Annotated in this window: 21 protein-coding genes; 7 read left to right on the top strand and 14 right to left on the bottom strand. The window is 61.6% G+C overall.

Translation table 11 applies throughout. The annotated features are described in order from the left end of the window. Positions 1-8: 8 nt before the first annotated feature. From QQL79_RS12190 to phnF, 6 genes are read right to left on the bottom strand one after another with little or no spacing between them, the layout of a single operon-like run. Entirely contained in the window at positions 9-830 is an 822-nt protein-coding gene (locus tag QQL79_RS12190) for an ATP-binding cassette domain-containing protein (protein WP_284391151.1), read from the bottom strand. Then, positions 827-1,741 carry an alpha-D-ribose 1-methylphosphonate 5-phosphate C-P-lyase PhnJ gene (locus QQL79_RS12195; protein WP_284391152.1) on the bottom strand — a complete coding sequence of 305 codons (915 nt, stop codon included), beginning with the start codon at positions 1,739-1,741 and terminating at the stop codon, positions 827-829. The genes QQL79_RS12190 and QQL79_RS12195 overlap by 4 nt, the downstream gene beginning before the upstream one ends. After that, positions 1,738-2,814 (bottom strand): carbon-phosphorus lyase complex subunit PhnI, encoded by a 1,077-nt coding sequence (locus QQL79_RS12200; protein WP_284391154.1) that lies wholly within the window; start codon positions 2,812-2,814, stop codon positions 1,738-1,740. The genes QQL79_RS12195 and QQL79_RS12200 overlap by 4 nt, the downstream gene beginning before the upstream one ends. Beyond that, positions 2,814-3,353: a phosphonate C-P lyase system protein PhnH gene (gene phnH, locus QQL79_RS12205; RefSeq protein WP_284391155.1), complete on the bottom strand. Its 540-nt coding sequence runs from the start codon at positions 3,351-3,353 to the stop codon at positions 2,814-2,816. The genes QQL79_RS12200 and phnH overlap by 1 nt, the downstream gene beginning before the upstream one ends. Next, complete coding sequence (gene phnG / locus QQL79_RS12210) at positions 3,353-3,799, bottom strand: phosphonate C-P lyase system protein PhnG (protein WP_284391157.1); 447 nt, start codon at positions 3,797-3,799, stop codon at positions 3,353-3,355. The genes phnH and phnG overlap by 1 nt, the downstream gene beginning before the upstream one ends. Beyond that, complete coding sequence (gene phnF, locus QQL79_RS12215) at positions 3,792-4,547, bottom strand: phosphonate metabolism transcriptional regulator PhnF (RefSeq protein WP_284391159.1); 756 nt, start codon at positions 4,545-4,547, stop codon at positions 3,792-3,794. The genes phnG and phnF overlap by 8 nt, the downstream gene beginning before the upstream one ends. A 165-nt stretch (positions 4,548-4,712) precedes the next feature. Between phnF and QQL79_RS12220 the strand changes: the two genes are divergently transcribed. The 3 genes from QQL79_RS12220 (at position 4,713) to QQL79_RS12230 (ending at position 7,495) form a co-directional block, all read left to right on the top strand. Then, positions 4,713-5,219, top strand: a complete 507-nt coding sequence (locus QQL79_RS12220) for a DUF1353 domain-containing protein (RefSeq protein ID WP_284391160.1) — start codon at positions 4,713-4,715, stop codon at positions 5,217-5,219. A gap of 351 nt (positions 5,220-5,570) precedes the next feature. Beyond that, positions 5,571-6,158: a TetR/AcrR family transcriptional regulator gene (locus tag QQL79_RS12225; protein WP_284391163.1), complete on the top strand. Its 588-nt coding sequence runs from the start codon at positions 5,571-5,573 to the stop codon at positions 6,156-6,158. Beyond that, positions 6,155-7,495: an MFS transporter gene (locus QQL79_RS12230; protein WP_284391165.1), complete on the top strand. Its 1,341-nt coding sequence runs from the start codon at positions 6,155-6,157 to the stop codon at positions 7,493-7,495. Before QQL79_RS12225 ends, QQL79_RS12230 begins: the two co-directional genes overlap by 4 nt. Here the strand turns inward: QQL79_RS12230 and otnC are convergent. From otnC to QQL79_RS12260, 6 genes are all read right to left on the bottom strand, one after another. Continuing rightward, positions 7,492-8,133, bottom strand: coding sequence for a 3-oxo-tetronate 4-phosphate decarboxylase (gene otnC / locus QQL79_RS12235; protein ID WP_284391167.1), 642 nt, complete (start codon positions 8,131-8,133; stop codon positions 7,492-7,494). The two genes, QQL79_RS12230 and otnC, sit on opposite strands and share 4 nt — an antisense overlap. Continuing rightward, positions 8,130-9,362 carry a 3-oxo-tetronate kinase gene (otnK, locus tag QQL79_RS12240; protein WP_284391169.1) on the bottom strand — a complete coding sequence of 411 codons (1,233 nt, stop codon included), beginning with the start codon at positions 9,360-9,362 and terminating at the stop codon, positions 8,130-8,132. The genes otnC and otnK overlap by 4 nt, the downstream gene beginning before the upstream one ends. Before the next feature lie 13 nt (positions 9,363-9,375). Further along, positions 9,376-10,446, bottom strand: a complete 1,071-nt coding sequence (locus tag QQL79_RS12245) for an ABC transporter ATP-binding protein (RefSeq protein ID WP_284391171.1) — start codon at positions 10,444-10,446, stop codon at positions 9,376-9,378. 25 nt (positions 10,447-10,471) lie between these two features. Then, the gene (locus QQL79_RS12250; RefSeq protein WP_284391173.1) at positions 10,472-11,383 is read right to left on the bottom strand and encodes a carbohydrate ABC transporter permease; all 912 of its coding nucleotides are present in this window, start codon (positions 11,381-11,383) and stop codon (positions 10,472-10,474) included. Beyond that, positions 11,380-12,279, bottom strand: a complete 900-nt coding sequence (locus QQL79_RS12255) for a carbohydrate ABC transporter permease (protein WP_284391175.1) — start codon at positions 12,277-12,279, stop codon at positions 11,380-11,382. Before QQL79_RS12255 ends, QQL79_RS12250 begins: the two co-directional genes overlap by 4 nt. A gap of 63 nt (positions 12,280-12,342) precedes the next feature. Beyond that, the gene (locus QQL79_RS12260; protein ID WP_284391178.1) at positions 12,343-13,671 is read right to left on the bottom strand and encodes an extracellular solute-binding protein; all 1,329 of its coding nucleotides are present in this window, start codon (positions 13,669-13,671) and stop codon (positions 12,343-12,345) included. A 275-nt stretch (positions 13,672-13,946) separates the two neighbouring features. Between QQL79_RS12260 and QQL79_RS12265 the strand changes: the two genes are divergently transcribed. Genes QQL79_RS12265 through QQL79_RS12280 form a run of 4 tightly spaced genes read left to right on the top strand, consistent with a single transcriptional unit; the run spans position 13,947 to position 17,767 of the window. Beyond that, on the top strand, positions 13,947-14,960 hold the full coding sequence (locus QQL79_RS12265; protein WP_284391181.1) for an SMP-30/gluconolactonase/LRE family protein: 1,014 nt from the start codon (positions 13,947-13,949) through the stop codon (positions 14,958-14,960). Then, positions 14,957-16,063: an isocitrate/isopropylmalate dehydrogenase family protein gene (locus QQL79_RS12270; RefSeq protein ID WP_284391185.1), complete on the top strand. Its 1,107-nt coding sequence runs from the start codon at positions 14,957-14,959 to the stop codon at positions 16,061-16,063. Before QQL79_RS12265 ends, QQL79_RS12270 begins: the two co-directional genes overlap by 4 nt. Next, positions 16,060-17,091: a Gfo/Idh/MocA family protein gene (locus QQL79_RS12275; RefSeq protein WP_284391187.1), complete on the top strand. Its 1,032-nt coding sequence runs from the start codon at positions 16,060-16,062 to the stop codon at positions 17,089-17,091. The genes QQL79_RS12270 and QQL79_RS12275 overlap by 4 nt, the downstream gene beginning before the upstream one ends. After that, positions 17,051-17,767: a GntR family transcriptional regulator gene (locus tag QQL79_RS12280; protein ID WP_284391189.1), complete on the top strand. Its 717-nt coding sequence runs from the start codon at positions 17,051-17,053 to the stop codon at positions 17,765-17,767. Before QQL79_RS12275 ends, QQL79_RS12280 begins: the two co-directional genes overlap by 41 nt. On the opposite strand, the gene QQL79_RS12285 is transcribed toward QQL79_RS12280, so the two are convergent. Next, positions 17,754-18,068: a putative quinol monooxygenase gene (locus QQL79_RS12285; RefSeq protein ID WP_284391191.1), complete on the bottom strand. Its 315-nt coding sequence runs from the start codon at positions 18,066-18,068 to the stop codon at positions 17,754-17,756. The genes QQL79_RS12280 and QQL79_RS12285 overlap by 14 nt on opposite strands. Next, positions 18,065-19,111, bottom strand: coding sequence for a hypothetical protein (locus QQL79_RS12290; RefSeq protein WP_284391193.1), 1,047 nt, complete (start codon positions 19,109-19,111; stop codon positions 18,065-18,067). Before QQL79_RS12290 ends, QQL79_RS12285 begins: the two co-directional genes overlap by 4 nt. Positions 19,112-19,351 lie beyond the last annotated feature (240 nt).

The following is a 19,351-nucleotide window of genomic DNA, read 5'->3' on the forward strand; positions in this document are numbered from 1 at the left end:
GGGACCCTCTAGAGTTTGGCGTGAACGAGTTGCTGGGTATAGGGGTGCTGGGGATCCTGGAACACCTGGTCGGCCAGGCCCTGCTCCACCACCTCGCCATGCCGCATCACCATGACACGGTCCGCCATCGTGCGGATGACGCCCAGGTCGTGGCTGACCAAGACCATGGTGATCTTGCGATCCCGTTGCAGGCGCTTGAGCGTATCGAGTACCAGCGCCTGCACGCTGACATCGAGGCCCGTTGTCGGCTCATCGAGCAGCAACAGGGCCGGCTCGAGCGCGATGGCCTTGGCCAGTTGCACGCGCTGTTGCATACCGCCGGACAATTCGATCGGCCGGGCATCCATGCGGGCCAGCGGGAATTCGGAGGCATCCAGAGCCTCGCGCGCCTTGCCGCGCAGCACATCGAAGCTGCGCTCGCCGGCAATCAGCAGGCGCTCGGCGACATTGCCGCTGGAACTATGCCGCATCAGCAGGCCAAGATGAGGGTTCTGGTAGACGATGCCGATGTGCCGGGCGCAGAGCATGCGCCTTTCATAACGGCTCAGGTCGAACAGATTGCCATCGGCACGCTGCGGCAGGCGCAAGTGGTAATCGCCGTTTTCAGGCGTGTCTTCCAAATTCATCATGCGCAGCAGGGTGGACTTTCCCGAGCCGCTTTCGCCCACAATGCCCATGACTTCGCCGGGATAGACGGCGGCATCGACATTATGCAGAGCGCGCACGTCGCCATAGCGCTTGGAAATGGCGCGCATGGTGAGCAGCGGTTCGGATTGCATCAGGCGTGGGGCAGTGCGCTCCAGCGCAATTGGCGTAACCTCGAGATTCATGCGGAGAACTCCCCATTGCGGTACCAGGTGGGACCGATCATCGCCGGCTCGCCCTGGGCCTGCTGGATGGCTTTGATCCCCAGGCTGCTATCGGACACTTCGAAGGCCGATCCACCGCCTTCTATCGGCAGCTCGTTCATGAAATAGCCCGCAACGCCCGATCGCTGGCAGACCAGCTCCGCATGATCCTCGACGCGATAGGGCCGGTCGGAGAACACCAGCGGCTCGACCCGAGTAAAGGGGGGCACGGCGAAGAGGCGTTTTTCGCGGCCGGCCGACAGGAATGTCAGATGCCTAGCCATGTTGAGCTTGGGCACATCCCAGCGGGGAATTGGTGATGGTGTCATGACATGACGGCCATTGACCATGCTGGGATAGGCCGCGCCCTGCATGATCCGGCCCTTGCGTACGATCTGCTCGTAGAGCGTCAACCAGAGTTTGCCGTAGTCGGCGTCGGCATGCATCTGGCGGGCAATCGAGATGTTGGGTTCAACGCCACGCAGCGGCTCGGGATTGGGCACCTGCAGCACCAGTATCTGGTCGTCGCGCAGTGTCTCCTCGGGCACGCGATGGCGCGACTGCACGATGGAGGCGGCAAGGGTATCCGTAGTCTCCGACGCGCCGGAAACCCGGCTGATGAAGCGCCGGATGGAGGCCGCGTTGACCCCGTCATCGGAACCCTGGTCGATGACCTTGATGTTGGATGCCGGGTTGACCAGGGTCAGGGTGACCTGCAAGCCCCCCGTGCCCCAGCCGCGGGCCATGGGCACTTCGCGGCTGGCATAGGGCATCTGGCAGCCGGGCACGGCGATGGCCTTGAGCATCTTGCGGCGCAGTTCACGCTTGGCCGAGGCATCGAGAAAGCCATAGCTGGTGGCGGCCCAGGGTTTGGTGAGGGCGGCAAGGGTCATTCTGCGGGCTCCATCTGGGGGGCGGCTGGGGTCGCCGCGGCGGCTTTTGCCTTGGCGTCGCGCATGGCATCGAGCACGGACTGGAATGTGACGTAATGCGGCAACTTGAAGTGAATGCAGAAGCCGGAGGCCTCAACGCTCTCGGTGTGATAGAGATAGAATTCTTCATGCATCGCCGAGCCGACCGGCGCTGCCGCTGAATTGAGATCAAGTGTCGCCGCTGCGATCACCTTGACCTCGTTCCAGCCGAAGGTTGCTGCGTAACCTAATTCGAGGTAACCGCCCTTCATGCTGGACGTCACTTCGGCCTGGCTGACGCGGACCCGCCCCGCGGAGAATTCGGTTCCGCGCGGATGACGCACCACAACCTCGGCTTGGGCAAGACGCAGCTCGTTGACCGTGGGGTGAGCATTGCCGTAGCCGCGCATGGCGGCATAGCCGAGCGCCAGAACACCGCCCGTTTCGGCACGCGCCAGGCTTTGCAGCCGGTGTGCCCGCGAGGCGGGAAATAACAGAGGTTCGCGCGTCAGGTCGGGAATGTCCTCGGCCGCAACATCGGAAGCATTGGCCGGAGCCACCAACCCCTGCTGGCGCTGCCAATCGGCCAGCGGGGGTTGCCGCTGCGGCGCCGCATGATCGGCCATGTCCACGGCCGGTGGAGCGAACGGGGTGCCTTCGAGCACGTCGGTCGCCAGCACGCGATGCGAATAATCCAGTGTCGGCCCAAGGATCTGGCCACCCGGAATGTCCTTGAAAGCTGCCGAAATCCGCCTTTGCGTCAGCAGTTCGGCCTGCTGCACAGGCCGGGCTACGGCAATCCGTGGTTGGGTCGTGCGCCAGGCCCGCAATACGAGCACAGCTTCGGAAAGCTCTCCGCCCGTCTGGGCCAAAGCAAGGGCGGCAAGTTCCTCGTCATAAAGCGAGGCCTCGCCCATGACCCGGTCTATCAGATAGGGCATGGTCCTGCGGATGGTCTCGACGCGGGCAGCATCGATCGTACCCAGATCCTGGCGGAACAGACGCTCGGCCTGCTCGATGGCCTTTTCGCCACCACGCGTTGCAACATAAGCCATTAGAGAACCTCCACCTTGGTCGAGCGCGGAATGCCGATAACGGAGGGGCCATCCACCAGCAGCAGGTCGAACCCTTCGGGATACATGCAGAGCTGGGTGCGCAAATCCCAGAATGCTGGGGCAATCCCCAATGCCACCTCGCGCGAGCCATCGATGCCCGGCCCGGTCAAACGCAGGCGATGGCCACGCCCATGGGCCACATTGCCGGCGAGCGTCGCGCCATCGTCGGGATAGAGTGCGTTGCCCCGGCGCAGACGCGGCAGCAGCGTTTCGAAGCCTTCAAGGTTATCGAGAAAGACATGGTCGGCATCTGCGGCATCCCGGACGATCAGCGCGCCGGTCCGTGCTGCGCTCTCCGTCAGTATTGCGTCATCGGCAAAGACCGCGCATTCGATATCGACCAAGGTCTCGATAAGGCCAGCAAGACCGGGCTCCGGCAGGGTTCGGATCTCACCTGGCCGGGCCATGGACCACATCAGCGCTTCAAACGTGGCGTTGCAACGCAGTTCGGCGGCATCGGGCGAAGCAATGGTCAACATCAGAAGGTCTCCATTTCGACGCGCGTGGCTTCCACCTGCCGCATGCGCAATTCGTCTTCCGCTTGCAGGTGATGCTTTTCGTCGGCGAGGAAATCGGCAATCGCCCGGTCATGCCCGCCGGCGGCAAGGCACAGGTCGATGACGGCCATGGCCATGGCGCGTTCGAGGTCGCGGCCGGTGATCATGCCATAGCCGACATGGCCTGCCCCATCGGCGATATGCGCCTCGCTGACCAGCACCTCGCCGAGATGGAAATCGACATTTTCTACGGTGTCGCGCATCGGCACCATGACGAGGCCCGTGCGGTTGGCGATGACATTGATGCCCCCATCCGCGCCGTCCAGCAACGTCTCGGCAAAGGCCTTGAGGCGTTCCGGCCGAGCGCGCGCCAGGATATTGAGAATTGCGGCATGGTCCGACCCGCCGCTGCTGGCTTCGTTAAACATCGTCTGTCCTTTCGACCGGCACTGGCACCGGCTGATCGTTCTCGAAGGTGAATTGCACGCGGTCGCCGGCCCAGACGGCTTCGGAAAAGCCGATATGCCGGCCCTCAAGGTCCACGTCGATTTTCTGCACGATCATCACCGAGTGTCCCGGCCGCAGCATGAGCAGACCCGCCTCGCTTTCGGTGGCGATGCGCGTGAAGACGGTGGTACGCAGCCGCCGGTAATCGGCAATGCCGTAAAAGCGATAGACCTCGGTGACCGAAATGCCGGCCCGGCGGCGCTCGAGCATTTCGGGGAAGCGTTCGGCATCGTGATAGGACCAGCCAACGCTGATGGGCAGATCATTGGCAAAGCCACGGCGCGAAATGGCATAGACCGGCGCGCTGACAGGCACCTGCAGGGCCGCTGCAACACGTGCGCTGGCCGGTATTTTCATTTCCGTCAGGGCTTGGCCCGAAGCGGTCAGGCCCTGGGCCATGAGATTTTCACGAAAGCGCGTGCGCGAGCCGATGACATAGTTGAGCAGCGGCGCGCGCTCGACGAAGGTGCCACGCCCCTGTTCTACCCGCAGCTTGCCTTCGGCCACCAACGCAGCCAGCGCCCGGCGCAGAGAATGCCTGCGGGTATTGTAGAGCACGCACATTTCAGGCTCGGACGGCAATCGCGTATCGGCGGCCAACAGTTCGGAGGTAATCTCCTGGCTGATCCGGTCTCGCACCTCTTCCCAGGACTTACCTTGATTGCGCATGGCCACTCACTCATTCGAATGAGTCATGCTCTACCGACCAAGAATGACATGCGAGTGACGGTGCCGGCGCAATTTCGGAGCAAATGTGTTGCGCGCAGGCTGGTACAAGCTTCACCGGAATCTGCTTGAATTGGGGTCGAGAGGATGGGCAGTGGAGCGGCACCGATGAACGATGACACCCGGCGCGACCGGTTCAGCGGCAAGCTGGTGCTGGTTCTGCTCGACAACAAGATTGCCCCCTCCATCAAGGAAGGCAGGAGTCTGTGGGGGTTGCAGCGCCCGCTGTCCTACAGGCCGGGGGACAGGCAACATGCCATTACCGTACCAGCCGGCTTTGTGACCGATCTGGCCTCAGTGCCCCGCTGGGCCTGGACATTGATTCCGCCGGATGGCCCTTGGGTAAAAGCTGCCATCATCCACGATTTTCTCTATGCCACTGGCGGCACCGGCAAATGGAAGAAACACCCCGCTTCCATCACCCGCTCCGAGCCTTATACGCGGCTCGAGGCCGATACCATCATGCGCGAAGGCATGGAAAACCGAGGGGTCGGCTGGATATCGCGAAACCTGATCTACGCTGCAGTCAGACTGGGAGGGAGGCCAGGCTGGCATGTCGATAGAGCCAGCGGCGTCGGCGATCGCGCCGAAAACTACGTGACCGACCGCCACTAGCCCGGTCATCGAGCATGTTTTCGCCGTCAGGGCGGCACTTGCCCCCGCCTCACGCAACGTGTGCGGCGGCGGGGGCTTGGCCAGACGGTCGGCGCGCCGTCTAGACGGTGCGAGGGACGCAGGCGACAGTGCCCGCGCTCTCGAAATCGTGGCCCGCTGGAGGGGGCAGGAAATGGTGGGAAGCTGCTCTTTTAACTGGTGCAGCGATCAGTCGTTTTCATTCATTTGCCCCCCGGCTATGCCTTGTCACCGGCCATCACTTCCGGCTGGTGAAAATTTAAGGCGTATTACACACATTTCACATATATGTGCAATATGGAACAAACACGAATCTCAGCTGCTCGCGAAAAATTGGCCGATCCGCTTCGCCAGGCCTTTCTCGACTTCGGCTATGAGCAGATGACGATGATCGGCCTTGCAAAAGCCTGCGGGCTGACGCGGCGCGCGCTTTATCATCATTTCGCCGACAAGGAGGAAGCGTTCCGCTTCGTGCTGGAGGTCGACACGCGCATTGCCATGGCGGCCGCGTTTGAAGTGGCGCAGCAGGGGCTCGCGCGGCGGGACGATCCCGTCGAAACTCTGACCCGTGTCATGGATGCCCGCTATGCGATGAACCGGCGGAAGCTCTCGGCTTCTCCCCATGCCGTGGAAATCAACGACCAGGCCTTCCGCCGGGCGCGTGGCATGATGGTGGAGGCGGCTATCGCGTTTCAGGCGCGGCTGGCCGATCTGCTGGTCGAGATGGAACAAGCGGGTCTATTGACCCTGCGGCCGGAAACCCGCCCCGCAGACCTCGCCCAGGCGCTGGCCGATGGCGCACGCGGCTCCAATCAATCGCTGCCGCCGGTCAAGGCTGAGGACTTGCCGGCGCGATACCGGAACATTCTGGGTTCGATCCTGTTTGGCGCTGCCGACCGTCCCGGAGTTGACCGCCCGTGACCAATGCGCAGGATATTTCCGCCCGGCTCGATAGCCTGCCGCTGAGCCGTCTGCATCTGGCGGTGGCGGCCCTCTGCGGCATTGGCCTTTTTGTCGATACTGCCGAACTTTCGTTGGGCAGTGTGCTCTCGGCGGTGTTCTCGGTTCCCGGCAGTCCGCTCGATACGGGCCAATTGGCCTGGCTGCTGGCTTCGGTTTTCATTGGCGGCGCCATCGGAGCGCCATTGCTTGGTTGGCTTTCCGACCGGCATGGCCGCCGCACTGCCCTGCAGATATCGATGGCCCTTGTCGCGCTGCCGTCTTTCGGGGCGGCGCTCAGCAGCGAGGGCACCTGGCTCATCGTTTTCCGCTTTCTCTCGGGCATGGCCTTAGGCGCCTATCCGCCCCTGATGCATGCCTATCTCGCCGATATCCTGCCGCCGCGCTGGCGCGCGCCGCTCGATATGGCTGCTGTATCCCTGGGACTGCTCGGCTGGCCGCTCGTCGCTCTGCTGGTGTGGTGGCTCACGCCCTGGCGGCCACTCGACATCGAAGGCTGGCGCTGGGCCCTGCATGTGGGCGGCGTCATGTCGCTGGGAATCTGCGCCGCTTTCTGGCTGGTTCCTGAATCGCCGCGCAATCTTGCCGCACGCGGACAGCATTTGGCGGCCGAGCGCGCCTATGGGCGCTTTGCGCGGTCGGCGGGGCAGTCCCCACCCCCTGCCCCCTCGTTATCGGCGGTCCCAAACCCATCAACCGGCCCGGCACCACGCCGGGAATTTGGCCGCTATTGGCCACGGCTTGTACTCATCGCCACGATCTATCTGTTCCGGCCATGGGCTACGGTCGGCTTCCCGCTCATCGTGGGAGCGCTGATGATCGCCAAGGGCTATGCGCTCGATCGGTCGCTGCTCTCCATCGGTTTCGGTGGTTTTGGCGCTGCGGCCGGGGCTCTGTTGGCGGCCGTCGTCGTCGACCGGATCGACCGCCGCATGGCGTTGACCTTGGTCAGCGCCGGGTTGATCGCTGCCGGCCTCGTCATTGCCCTGAACACTTCGTATGAGCTGCTGGTGGGCGCCATCGCGGCTTTCAGCTTCCTTGCCGCCATCTATGGTCCCGTGCTCTCAATCTATGCCGCCGAAATCTTCCCGACGGGCATTCGCGCCTCGGCCACGGCAATTGCCTGGTCGATGAACCGCGTCGGCTCGGCCATTGCGCCATTGGCCCTGCTGCCCACCCTGCAAGCAGCCGGCCCGCTCACGACCTTTGCCACCATAGCAATTACGTTGCTGCTCAGCCTCCTGCTCATCGCCCTCTTCGGTCCCAAGGGTCGCGCGCGGTTGTCAGTCGAGGATTAGCGGTTCCTGAGGTGATCGACTTGCCCGGGCGTCAGCACGCGGGGATTTCTGTCGCTCAGCAGCAGATAGAGCTTGGCAGTTTCCTCCAGCTCTTCGGTGGCATATTGGGCGTCCTTCAAGGACTTGCCGGCAACGACCGGGCCGTGATTGGACAGCAGCATGGCGTGGTATGACTTGGCCTTGGCTTCAACCACAGCGAACAGGGCGGGATCGCCGGGCGGATAATAAGGCACCAGCGGCAGCTTACCGACACGCATGACATAATAGGCGGTCAGGGGCGGCAAGAGATCTTCGGGCGGTAGGTCCGGCAATATGCTGACGGCCACGGAATGGGTGGAATGCAGATGCACGATTGCGCCGGCAGACTCACGCTGGCAATAGATGCATTGATGCAGGCCCGCTTCCTTGGTGGGAACGGGACCGGACAGGACAACGCCCTCCGCGGTGATATGGGTCAATTGTTCCGGATCGAGCTCCCCCAGACAGGAATTGGTCGGCGTGACCAGCAGCGTGCCGTCATCGAGCCTCACGCTCAAATTGCCCGATGAACCGGGAGCGAGGCCGCGATCGAACAATGATTTGCCAACGTTGCAGATCTCATCCCGCACGTGCATCTGTTGCGTCAAAATGGCGGTCATACCAGCAGCTTCCATGCCTTGGAGAAGAAGTCGACCGTACCGAAATTCCCAGATTTGAGGGCCAATGCCAATGGCCCCTGACTGGTGACCGCGCGCGTCCAGGGCACGCCCGGATCAATTTCCGGACCTATTTGCAGGGCATTGACACCCAACCCTCCGACAACGGCACCGGAGGTTTCACCACCCGCCACGATAAACCGATTGAAGCCATGCGCTAGCAGACGACCCGCCAACGCGGCATGGAAGCGCTCGACGATCTCGCCGGCCGCCATTTGGCCCAGCTGACGCTGCTGCGCTGCCACCGATTCAGGCGTTGCGCTGGAATAGATGAGCGGCGGCAGGCCGACTGGGCTCTGCACCACGAAGGCCTCGGCATCCTCGATCGTGACCGCGCCTGAGCTGATACTGGACGGATCGATGGCCAGCGCCGGCGCGCCAAGCGCTTTGTAATGGTCTACCTGCCCCAAAGTGGCTTTCGAACATGACCCCACCAACACCACGGCCTTGCCTGAGGGCCAGGTGAGAGAGGGCGTATTACCCGCCACGGCACCAAAATTGGCAGGAAGCCCCATGGCGGCCCCCGAGCCACCCGTCACCAATTTAAGATTGGCCGCGGCCTTGCCGATCCGCAGGAGATCGCCGTCATCGACGGCATCGACAATGGCGATACCGTCGAATTCATTGAACCGGTCGCTCAGGCCGTCGGCGCGAACGTTGGCAATCGGGATCAGCGAAACCGGGCGATTGGACTGGCGGCCGAGCACACGAACAAGGTCTGGGTCGCGCATCGGAGTCAGCGGATGGTCGCGCATTGAGCTTTCCGACAGCAGGCGGTCGCCGACGAACAGATGCCCCTGATAGACGGTGCGGCCATTGGCCGGAAAGGCCGGGCAGGCAATGGTGCCGCTTACGCCAAGAAGATCGAGCAGAGCATCGGTCACCGGGCCGATATTGCCCTGATCGGTGGAATCAAAAGTGGAGCAGTATTTGAAGTAGAGTTGCTGTGCGCCGGCCGCCCGCAAGGCGCTGGCGGCAGCCACGGATTGGTTGACGGCATCCTCGACTGATGCGGTTCGCGATTTCAGCGACACCACAACGGCATCGGCCGATCCGAAGTCGGCAGCATCGGGAACGCCGACGACCTGGAGGACCGAGAAACCCGCGCGGGAGAGAATGAGGGAAAGGTCGGTGGCCCCGGTGAGGTCGTCGGCTATGGCACCAAGCTTCATGCGTCGACGCCTCCTAGAGCCGTTTTCCGGTCGTCTTGTCGAAGAGATGAACGAGATTCGGATCGATCGACAAGGTGATCCGGTCGCCCGGCCCGAGATCGAGGCGCTGTTTGAACACGGCGAGCATGGAAAGCGCGCCATGCGCGACATTGAGGAGCGTTTCCGTTCCGGTCGGCTCGACGACGATGACTTCGACCTCGAGCTGGTTCTGCCCAGGCTGGGCGCCGAGATTGACATGTTCAGGACGGATACCCAGCACGACCGCCTGCCCGACCGCCGCAATGCCGGAATTGACAGCGACCCGCAGATCGCCGGCGACGAATACCGGCTTGCCATCGATGGTTTCGAGGTGGCCGTCGACCATATTCATCGAGGGCGAGCCGATGAAGCGCGCGACGAAAATGTTGGCGGGGCGATCGAACAAATCGAGCGGTGAGCCCATCTGTTCGACATTGCCGGCACTCATGACCACGATCCTGTCCGCCATGGTCATGGCTTCGACCTGGTCATGGGTCACATAGACGGTGGTGGTCTTGAGACGCTGGTGCAGCGCCTTGATCTCCGCCCGCATCTGCACGCGAAGTTGCGCATCAAGGTTGCTGAGCGGCTCGTCGAAGAGAAATACGGAGGGATCGCGCACAATGGCGCGGCCCATGGCCACGCGCTGACGCTGGCCGCCGGAGAGCTGCGCAGGCTTGCGATCGAGCAGCGGCATGAGGCCCAGGATTTCGGCCGCCGCTTTCACCTTGGCCTCGATCTCGGCCTTGGGCGTGCGCGCCAGCTTGAGCGAAAAACCCATATTGTCGGCCACGCTCATATGCGGATAGAGCGCATAGGACTGGAACACCATGGCGATGTCGCGTGCCTTGGGCGGCAGGTCGTTGACCACCTTGCCGCCAATGACGATGTCGCCGCCCGAAATGCTCTCTAGGCCGGCGATCATGCGCAGCAGGGTAGACTTGCCGCAGCCGGAGGGGCCGACCAGGATGACGAATTCGCCATCCGTAATGTCGAGCGACACGCCGTGCAATACGTTGACCGCGCCATAGGCCTTGCTGGCCTGATTGATCTGGATGGATGCCATGGCGTCCTGCTCCTTTGAAATGAGGTCAGCTCTTGACCGAACCAGCCGTAAGTCCACCCACCAGCCAGCGCTGCACGATGATGAAAACACCCAAGGCAGGCAGCGTCGCCACGACGCAGGCGGCCATGAAGGCGTTGATATATTGGGGGCTGCCGCCTTCCGAGGCGAAGTCGCCGATGCCCACCTGGATCGTCTTGAGGTCACCTTGATTGAGCAGGAGGCTCGCCCACATGAAGTCGTTCCAGGCATTGATGAAGGTAAAGATGGAGACTGCTGCAATGCCCGGCAGACAGACTGGCAGGATGACGCGCCAGAAGGCCCCGAAATGGCTGCAACCATCGATCAATGCGGCTTCCTCGAGTTCGGGCGGAGCGGCCCCTTCGAAATAGCCGCGCAACATCAATACCGCGAAGGGCAGAGAGAAGCCGACATAGGCCAGGATCAGGCCGACATAGCTGTTGAGCAATCCGAGATCCTGCACGAAAAAATAGATCGGAAAGACCCGCGTGATGGCGGGGATCAGGTTTGTCAGCAGGATCAGCGCGAGGATAATGTTGGCGCCAGGGAAGCGGAAACGCGCCAGCACATAGGCGGCGGAACACGCGATGATGGTGGAGAGCACCGCTGCGCTGACCGACACGAACATCGAGTTGGCAACGTAGCGCCAGAGCGGAATGAGCCGGTTGGCGTTGAAATAGGGTTGGAGCGTCCATTCCGATGGCAGCCAGACCGGTGGCATGGCGCGCACTTCCGCGCTGCTCTGGAAGGAGCTTTTGACCATCCAGAAAACCGGCATCAGGATGTAGGCCAGCAATAGTGCGGTGACGGCCAGGATCAGGATGCGCGTCACCAAATCGGTGGGGCTCATATTGGCCAAGCGGCGCATGGCGCCGAAGCGAGCGCGCGGCGCGGGGGCGGATGCGGCAATGGTCATCATGCCACCTTCTTGAATTGGGAGCGCAGGTAGAAGACCGAAATGAACCCGGTCAGGATGAGGATGACACCGCTGGCCGTCGAGGCGAGATCAAAGCGGAAGAAAGAATAGGCTTGCTGGTAGGAATAGACGGCCATGACATTGGTGAGGTTCTGCGGCCCGCCGCCGGTCATGATGTAGTTGATTTCGAATGAGCCAAAGCCACCGATGATCAACAGGGTCGCCAAGATCGCCAGCATCGGCCGCAACATGGGCAGGGTCACGTACCAGAATTTCTGCAGCATCGAGGCGCCATCGACCTCGGCGGCTTCGTAGAGGCTGCGCGGAATCGATTGCAAGGCTGCGAGCAGAAAGATCACGGCAAAGGGCAGCCCGTTCCAGACGCGAACAGCAACGATGGAGAGCATGGGAATGCTGAACGGTCCCCAGGTGGTCGGATCGGTGAGATAGCGGATATTGCCGTCGATAAGGCCCATGCCCTGCAGCATCTGAGTGATTGGGCTACGCTCAGTGTTCAGCAGCCACATCCAAATTGCCGAGGCCACAGCCGGTGGCACGAACCAAGGTACGCAGACCAGCATGCGCATCGCGGTGCGACCGCGATAGCTGGCATTGAGCAATTGCGAGAGGATCAGGCCGAAAGCCAGAACACCGGTTACCGAAAGCGCGGTGAAAATGATGGTGCTCGATAGGGTCTGCAGGAAGCGCGGATCGGCAAAGACGGCGGCGTAGTTTTCGAGGCCGACAAATGGCGTGCCGAACTGCTGGATGCGCAGCAGGTCATATTCGACGAAGCTCATCCACAGCGAATAGATCATCGGATAGACGCCAAGGGCGAGCGTGATCAAAATCGCCGGAGCGACCATAAGATAGCAAAACAGATATTTTTGTCGGGTCACAGCGCACCGTTCGTCGTGTGAAAATTGACCGGGAGGCGTACCTCCCGGCCGGTCCGGGAGGACTTACCTGGCGTTGGCGCGATCGAGCTCGGCCTGCAAGCGCGTCTGCGCCTGGACAATCTCAGCGTCGATGTCGTTGCCAATGATCACCGTGTTGTAGACCAGGTCATAGAGCACCGCCCCGGGCTCGGGCGAGGCAAGTGCCGTCCAAACCGAAGTCGGGTGCTGGGAGGTGTGACCGTAGTTCAACGTTTCGGCGACTTGTTTCTTCCAGTCCGCGTCGGTCCAGTATGGCGATTCCATCACCGCGCGGCGGGGGCTGGCTGTGCCGGTCGTCTCGCTGATCACCTGCATGTTTTCGGGAGTGGAGAGGAATTTGATCCATTCCACGCAAGCCTCGACATTCTGGCTGCCTTGCAAAACACCCCAATAGCCGCCACCCGAATAGGAATCGCGGTTCTCCGGACCTTCAGGATTGATAGCGAAGTCCCACTTGCCTTCCATTTCCGGGTAGTCCCGCGCAAGCTGCTCGCCAATGCCTGAGCCCATGCTGCCGATCATGGCGACCTGACCACCCGTGAAATTGGCGACCGCGTCGTTGCTGGATTCGAACATTTCCGGGGAGGCGATCTTGTGCACATGCACCAGATCCTGCAGGAACTTCAGCGCAGTCCGCATGGCCTCATTGTCAATCGTGGCGGTCTTGCCATCATCGGACATGATCTGCCCGCCGGCCTGCCAGTAATAGGGCAACATGACCTGAGCGGCATTGTTGGTGCCCGGCGCAAAACCCCAGCGCGAGACATTGCCGTTTGCATCGCGCTGGGTCAGCTTGAGGCCGTCCTCGACGATTTCGTCCCATGTCTGAGGCGGATGATCGATGCCGGCTTCGGCCAGCAAGTCGGTGCGGTAGATCAGTGGGCGAATGTCGACGCGCCATGGAATGCCGTAGAATTCATTGTTGAAGCGGACGTCGGTCAACGCCCCTTCGTAGAAATCCTGGTCAAGCGTGGGCCATTGATCGAGATAGTCGGTCAACGGGCGCGGTCCATATTTGCCGCCGCCAATACCCACGAAAGCGTGCAGCCAATACATGTCTGCACAATCGGGCGCGGCACCACCCTGGGCGACCGTCAGCCAGGTGTTGAAGGCAACGGACCAGTTGATGACTTCTACCGAGACATTGATGCCGGTCTGATCGCGGAACTGCGACGTCAGGTTGTCGAACAGATCCTGATAGGCCAGCAGGTCGCCCTGAGGCTGCGCCCAGAATGTGATGTCCTGGGCATTGGCGCCCAGCACGTTGGCGGACATGAGAGCGGCGACCGAAAGGCCAGCCATGGCGCCGCGCAATGCCTTTCGGCGCGCAGTGGCGTTTAATGCGAATTCCATATGTTCCCTCCCAGGGTCATGGCGCCGGCCATGATAGGCTGTCAGGTGCAATCGCCTCCCAACGGAGATCGACGCCTCGGCGCTCTGCCTGCTTATAATGCATGCATTAATGTCCACGTCAATATGATGGCGATTCTTGGAAAACTCCGCAGAAAACCCGAGGTTTGTCAGAGATCAGGACTCGCAAAGCCCTGAACTTCGGGAGATATTTCGCCACAATTTTCTGACTTGCTCATATCAAAGTGTAGTTTTATGTATACGTTATTGAGGTGATCATGCCATTGAGACTTCCCCGTGATACGCAGCTGAGTGCGATAGGCAGCGGACTTGTCCGCCCCGAATCCGTGCTGACCCACAGTTCCGGCCTGCTGTTCTGTTCGGATTGGCACGGCAACGGCGGCATAGCCGTGGTTACGCCGACTGGGGTAGTGCATCGTATTGCGGTTGCCGACACCTCGCTCAACCTGCGCCCCAATGGCATTGCCCTTGAGGCCGGTGGCTCGTTCATCATCGCGCATCTGGGAGCCGAGGACGGCGGTGCGTTCCGGCTGCATCCAGACGGATCGGTCGATCCGGCGCTATTGGCGATCGACGGCACGCCGCTGCCCCCGAGCAATTTCCCGATCCGCGACGCGACCGGCCGCCTTTGGCTGACCGTCTCCACCCGCAAGTCACCGCGTTCGGAAGACTATCGCGCCACAGCAAGCAGCGGCTTCATCGCCGTACAGGACAAAAACGGCGCCCGCATTGTCGCCGATGGGCTGGGCTATGCCAATGAATTGGCCTTCTCCGCCGATGGCCAACATCTCTATGTCAACGAAACTTTCGCCCGCAGGCTGACACGCTACGCGATTGCCGCCGACGCCTCGCTATCGGAACCGACTGTCATCTGGCGCTTCGGGCCAGGCGACTATCCCGATGGCGTCGTGCTCGACGCCGAAGGGCATTTATGGATTACCAGCATCGTCTCCAATCGCGTGATCCGGGTCGCGCCCGATGGTTCGCGAGCCGAGGTCATCGTCGAGGATAGCGATCAGGCCCATCTCGACTGGGCAGAGGCCGCCTATGGGACCAATACCATGGGTCGCCCCCATCTCGATGGCCAACCGGCCAAGACTTTGCGGAACATCTCCTCGCTGGCCTTTGGCGGCCCCGGCCTGCGCCGGGCCCATCTCGGCTGCCTGCTTGGCGACGGCCTCTTCCAATTCGATACGTCTGTGCCGGGTCTCAAACCCCTGCACTATGACCTGGATATTTCCCCTCTTCTCGAAACACTGGACATCGCATGACTCAATCAATCTTCAAGATCGCCGTATTGCCGGGCGATGGTATTGGCCCGGAAGTCGTGACCCCGTGTCTCGAGGTGTTGAACGCCGCGGGCGCCAAGACCGGCGGCTTTGCGCTGGAATGCCAGGATCTCCCCGCTGGAGCACATGAATATCTGCGCAGCGGCAATGCCCTGCCCGGCACCACGCTGGATGGTTGTCGCGCGGCCGATGCCATCCTGCTCGGCGCCATGGGCTGGCCGGAAGTGCGCTATCCCGACGGCACCGAAATCGCTCCTCAACTCGACCTGCGCACCGAGCTGGGCCTATTCGCCGGTATCCGACCGGCTCGCCTCATTCCCGGCATCAGCCCGGTTCTGGCCGATCCGCGCGCCGAAGCGCTCGACTTTGTCATCATCCGTGAGTCCATCGAGGGCCTGTTCGCGCTGCGGGACGAAGGCAAGGTGGTGGATGACCGAGAAGCCCGCGACACTATGGTCATCACCCGGGAAGTCTGCGAACCCCTATTCGACTTCTCATTCGACTATACCCGCAAGCGCAAGGCGCGCGGGGGCAAGGGCATCCTGACCTGTGTGGACAAAGCCAATGTGTTCGCCAGCATGGCCTTCTTCCGCAAGCTCTTCGATGAGCGCCATGCACTCAACAGCGACATCGAGGTCAACCACGCCTATGTCGATGCCACCGCGCTGAACCTGGTGCGCCGCCCCTGGGATTTCGACGTCATGGTCACTGAGAACATGTTCGGGGACATCCTCTCCGATCTGGCGGCCGCGCTGGTGGGCGGCATGGGCTTTGCGCCCTCGGCCGATATCGGCAAGGACCATGCCGTGTTCCAGCCCTGCCACGGCTCGGCCCCTGATATTGCCGGCAAGGGCATGGCCAATCCCACCGCCACTTTCCTTTCCGGCGCCATGATGCTGGAATGGCTGGGCGACAAACACAATAACCAGGCCGCCATCAAGGCCGGCCAGCTGGTCCGCAACGCCGTCGATGCCGCCTTCAAGAATGGCATCCGCCCCTATGAAGTCGGCGGCAAGGACGGCACTGCGGCCATTACCGCCGCAGTTCTGGCGGCACTCGAAACGGCGGAGGCAGCGGCGGCATGACGCCACGATTGCGGCTTTGCACCCTGGGCGCTGGCTATTTCAGCCAGTTCCATTATCGCGCCTGGGCACGGATTGCCGAGGTTGAGCTGGTGGGCATTTGCGATCGAAATGCAGCGGCGGCGCAAAAGGTCGCGGCCGGGTTTCCGCAAGTCCGTATCTATGGCGATCTCGCAACCATGCTCGATGTCGAGCGCCCAGACCTGCTCGATATCATCGTGCCGCCAGCCGGTCACCCCGACGCCATTCGCGCCGCAGCCGAACGCGGGATTGCGATGATCTGCCAGAAGCCGTTCTGCGGGGCTCTGGGGGCGGCCGAGGCAGCCACTGCGCTGGCCGAGCGCCATGAAACGCCTTTGATCGTGCATGAAAACTTCCGCTTTCAGCCCTGGTACGAGCAGCTGGCGCAGGTCCTTGCCAGCGGCCGGCTCGGGCAAATCTATAACGCAACATTCCGCCTGCGCCCCGGTGATGGCCAAGGACCGGATGCCTATCTCGACCGGCAACCCTATTTCCGCGACATGGAGCGCCTGCTGATCCATGAAACCGGCATTCATCTGGTTGACGTCTTCAGATCGCTGTTCGGCGAAGTCGAGGCGGTCTCCGCCCGCCTGCGGCGCCTCAATTCCGCCATCCGGGGAGAGGATGCGGCCTTGGTAACGCTGGAAATGAGCAATGGCACATTGGCGACCCTCGACGCCAACCGCCTGTCAGACCATGCCGCCACCAACAAGCGGCTGACCATGGGCGAAATGCTGATCGAGGCGGAAAACGGCAGTATCAGTCTCGACGGCAATGGAGAAATCCGGCTACGTGACCATGGTGCGTTAACATCGAGCCGCATTGACTACGCCTGGACCGACAACGATTTCGGTGGCGACTGCGTCTATCGCACCCAGGCTGCTGCCGTGGCGGCCATCCAAGGGGGAACCACACCCGTCAATACGGCGCGGGATTACTTGACCAATCTTCGCATCGAGGAAGCCATTTATGCCTCCCACAACCAAGGAAGACGAATTGTCCTCAGTTGAGCCGGAGAGCGTCAGCGAGCGCATGAACCAGGCCGATATTGCCTATAGCCGCCTCAAGAAGCTCATTCTCGATGGCACGCTACCGGCCGGCGCGCAGATGCTTGAGCAGGAAGCGGCCGAACGTCTCGACATGAGCCGTACACCGGTGCGCGAGGCCATGGTCCGGCTGCGCCAGGACGGCATGGTGGAAATCCGCCCGCGTCACGGCATGCGGGTGCTGCCGGTTTCGGCACGCGACATGGCCGATATCTATGAAGTGCTCACCGCGCTGGAAGGCACGGCGGCTGAGGCCGTTGCCCGGCGCGGCCTGTCGGCACGCCCACTCAATGCGCTGCGCGGCGCGGTGACCGATATGGGCAAGGCGCTAGAGGCCGGAGACCTGGCCGCCTGGGCCGAGGCTGACGAGCGCTTTCATTCCCAACTGGTGCAGATGAGCGGCAATACCCGGCTGATCCAGATGGTAGGCCAGCTCTGGGACCAGGCCCATCGCGCCCGCATGCTGACCCTCAAGCTGCGCCCGACCCCGACCAATTCGGTGGCCGAGCATGCCGCTTTGGTCGATGCAATTGCCAGCGGCGATCCGGCAGCGGCGCGCCAGATCCACGAGGATCATCGGCGGCGCGCCGGCACCATGCTGGTCGAATTGCTGGAGCGGCTTGGCCTTAGCCAGCTATGAGCTCAAGCCGGCGCACGGTCTTGCTTTTGACCATCGGGCGGGTGGCCTCGTCGAAAGACAGGAAATGCGCGGAGGCCAAATGGATGTCGAAGGCCGCGGCATCATCATAGATCTCGTAGAGCAGAACTTGCGCCGGGTTGTGCAGGTCGACGCAAATGTCGAACCGGCGGCAGCCCGGTTCCTGAGCAAGCGAGGCTGCGGCATTGGCCAGCATTAGCGGCATGAATTGGGACAAGGCATTGTCGTCGACCAGAAGGTCGACGACAATCACATAGCCCGAAGCTTGAGAATGAGTGGTCATGCGCCGGTCACTTGCTTAAGCATAGTGAAAAAGCCCTTCTTGCGGGCGGTGCTGATCGACCAATCGACCGGTAGGGACTGGAAGCCTTCCTCATAGCCCTCCCGGTTCATGCGGTAGTCGAAATAGCCCCAGGAGACATTTTCGCCGATGGCCGCCGCAAAATTGTTGTCGGGCTGATCGAAGTCGAAATGGTCGTCTTCGTTGATCATCACCGGCATGTCGCGGAATGCCTCCCGCGACCGGTTGAGCCGCGACAGCAGGCGGATGCTGTCGGGGTGATGAGCAACATTACCGTGGAACAGCAGGTAATCGATGCAGCCCATCAGCGCGTCGGTCACCGGCTCGGGCTTGCAGATACTGGTGGAGACCAGGATGCGGCCATTGGGCGTATCGAACCGGCCTTCAGCATGCTGCTGCGCCAATTGCACCAGTTCGTGACAGCGGTCGACATGGATGATGGGTTGGTAATAGGGCAGATCGACTTCATTGCCGATCTCGAGCAGCACATTGCGCGCGCCACGCCCGGCCAGCCAATCGACAATATTGGTCACAGCGGCCTTGACGGCCTGCTCATCGCGGAAAATGCGGGTCTGCTTCCAGTAGAACAGACCAAGGATCACCACCATGCCTAGCCGGTCACACTCGGTGATGACCTTGTCGAGGCGATCCAGCCAGGGTTGTTTCAGCGAACCGTCTGCTTCGAAGGCAGTCAAAATCCAGGGCTGCACGAAGCTATAGCCTTGCGGGCTGCCGCATTGCAGGTTGATACCGACGGCGTCGAGCCCATGCGCCTTGTAGTCCTTGAGGGCGGCGAGGAATTCGTCATTGTTGCGCTGGGCGCTGAACTCACCCATGTCGGGATACATCCAGACGCCGCGCGTAGCAGGGTTCTCGTCGTCGGCCAGCGCCTGCACCATGCGGGAATTGAACAATTGGCCTTCAATTGAGTGGCCCTTCCAGCTTTTGCCCTGATGGGTCGGCGTGCCGTTGATGAGAAACCTGCTGCCCTCGATCGACACGACAGTTTTCGTAGCGCTATCCATAACACCTCCTCATGAACGGATTTAATGTATGCATTAATGCATTTGTTTGATAGATGCAACGTCGAGAATTATCCTGTCATCCGGCATATGCCTAGAAGAGGCCGCCCGCGTCGAAGCCCATAAAAGCGGCAGATGCAATTCCCGACAACCTTGGAATAAAGTCCAACTTGACCAATAATTCGCATTCAATAATGAATGCACTAAATGATAAAATGACGCTGCCAAACGGCGCAAGGAAAG

This window comes from Devosia yakushimensis, from assembly GCF_030159855.1.
GTDB lineage: Bacteria > Pseudomonadota > Alphaproteobacteria > Rhizobiales > Devosiaceae > Devosia > Devosia yakushimensis.

Coding starts and splice junctions, on each gene's coding strand:
- QQL79_RS12280 (WP_284391189.1), top strand. CDS start 17,051: ATGCCTCCCACAACCAAGGAAGACGAATTGTCCTCAGTTGAGCCGGAG.
- QQL79_RS12285 (WP_284391191.1), bottom strand. CDS start 18,068: ATGACCACTCATTCTCAAGCTTCGGGCTATGTGATTGTCGTCGACCTT.
- QQL79_RS12250 (WP_284391173.1), bottom strand. CDS start 11,383: ATGATGACCATTGCCGCATCCGCCCCCGCGCCGCGCGCTCGCTTCGGC.
- QQL79_RS12275 (WP_284391187.1), top strand. CDS start 16,060: ATGACGCCACGATTGCGGCTTTGCACCCTGGGCGCTGGCTATTTCAGC.
- QQL79_RS12265 (WP_284391181.1), top strand. CDS start 13,947: ATGCCATTGAGACTTCCCCGTGATACGCAGCTGAGTGCGATAGGCAGC.
- QQL79_RS12260 (WP_284391178.1), bottom strand. CDS start 13,671: ATGGAATTCGCATTAAACGCCACTGCGCGCCGAAAGGCATTGCGCGGC.
- phnG (WP_284391157.1), bottom strand. CDS start 3,799: ATGTTTAACGAAGCCAGCAGCGGCGGGTCGGACCATGCCGCAATTCTC.
- phnH (WP_284391155.1), bottom strand. CDS start 3,353: ATGTTGACCATTGCTTCGCCCGATGCCGCCGAACTGCGTTGCAACGCC.
- otnK (WP_284391169.1), bottom strand. CDS start 9,362: ATGAAGCTTGGTGCCATAGCCGACGACCTCACCGGGGCCACCGACCTT.
- QQL79_RS12195 (WP_284391152.1), bottom strand. CDS start 1,741: ATGACCCTTGCCGCCCTCACCAAACCCTGGGCCGCCACCAGCTATGGC.
- QQL79_RS12245 (WP_284391171.1), bottom strand. CDS start 10,446: ATGGCATCCATCCAGATCAATCAGGCCAGCAAGGCCTATGGCGCGGTC.
- QQL79_RS12200 (WP_284391154.1), bottom strand. CDS start 2,814: ATGGCTTATGTTGCAACGCGTGGTGGCGAAAAGGCCATCGAGCAGGCC.
- QQL79_RS12270 (WP_284391185.1), top strand. CDS start 14,957: ATGACTCAATCAATCTTCAAGATCGCCGTATTGCCGGGCGATGGTATT.
- QQL79_RS12290 (WP_284391193.1), bottom strand. CDS start 19,111: ATGGATAGCGCTACGAAAACTGTCGTGTCGATCGAGGGCAGCAGGTTT.
- QQL79_RS12220 (WP_284391160.1), top strand. CDS start 4,713: ATGAACGATGACACCCGGCGCGACCGGTTCAGCGGCAAGCTGGTGCTG.
- phnF (WP_284391159.1), bottom strand. CDS start 4,547: ATGCGCAATCAAGGTAAGTCCTGGGAAGAGGTGCGAGACCGGATCAGC.
- QQL79_RS12190 (WP_284391151.1), bottom strand. CDS start 830: ATGAATCTCGAGGTTACGCCAATTGCGCTGGAGCGCACTGCCCCACGC.
- otnC (WP_284391167.1), bottom strand. CDS start 8,133: ATGACCGCCATTTTGACGCAACAGATGCACGTGCGGGATGAGATCTGC.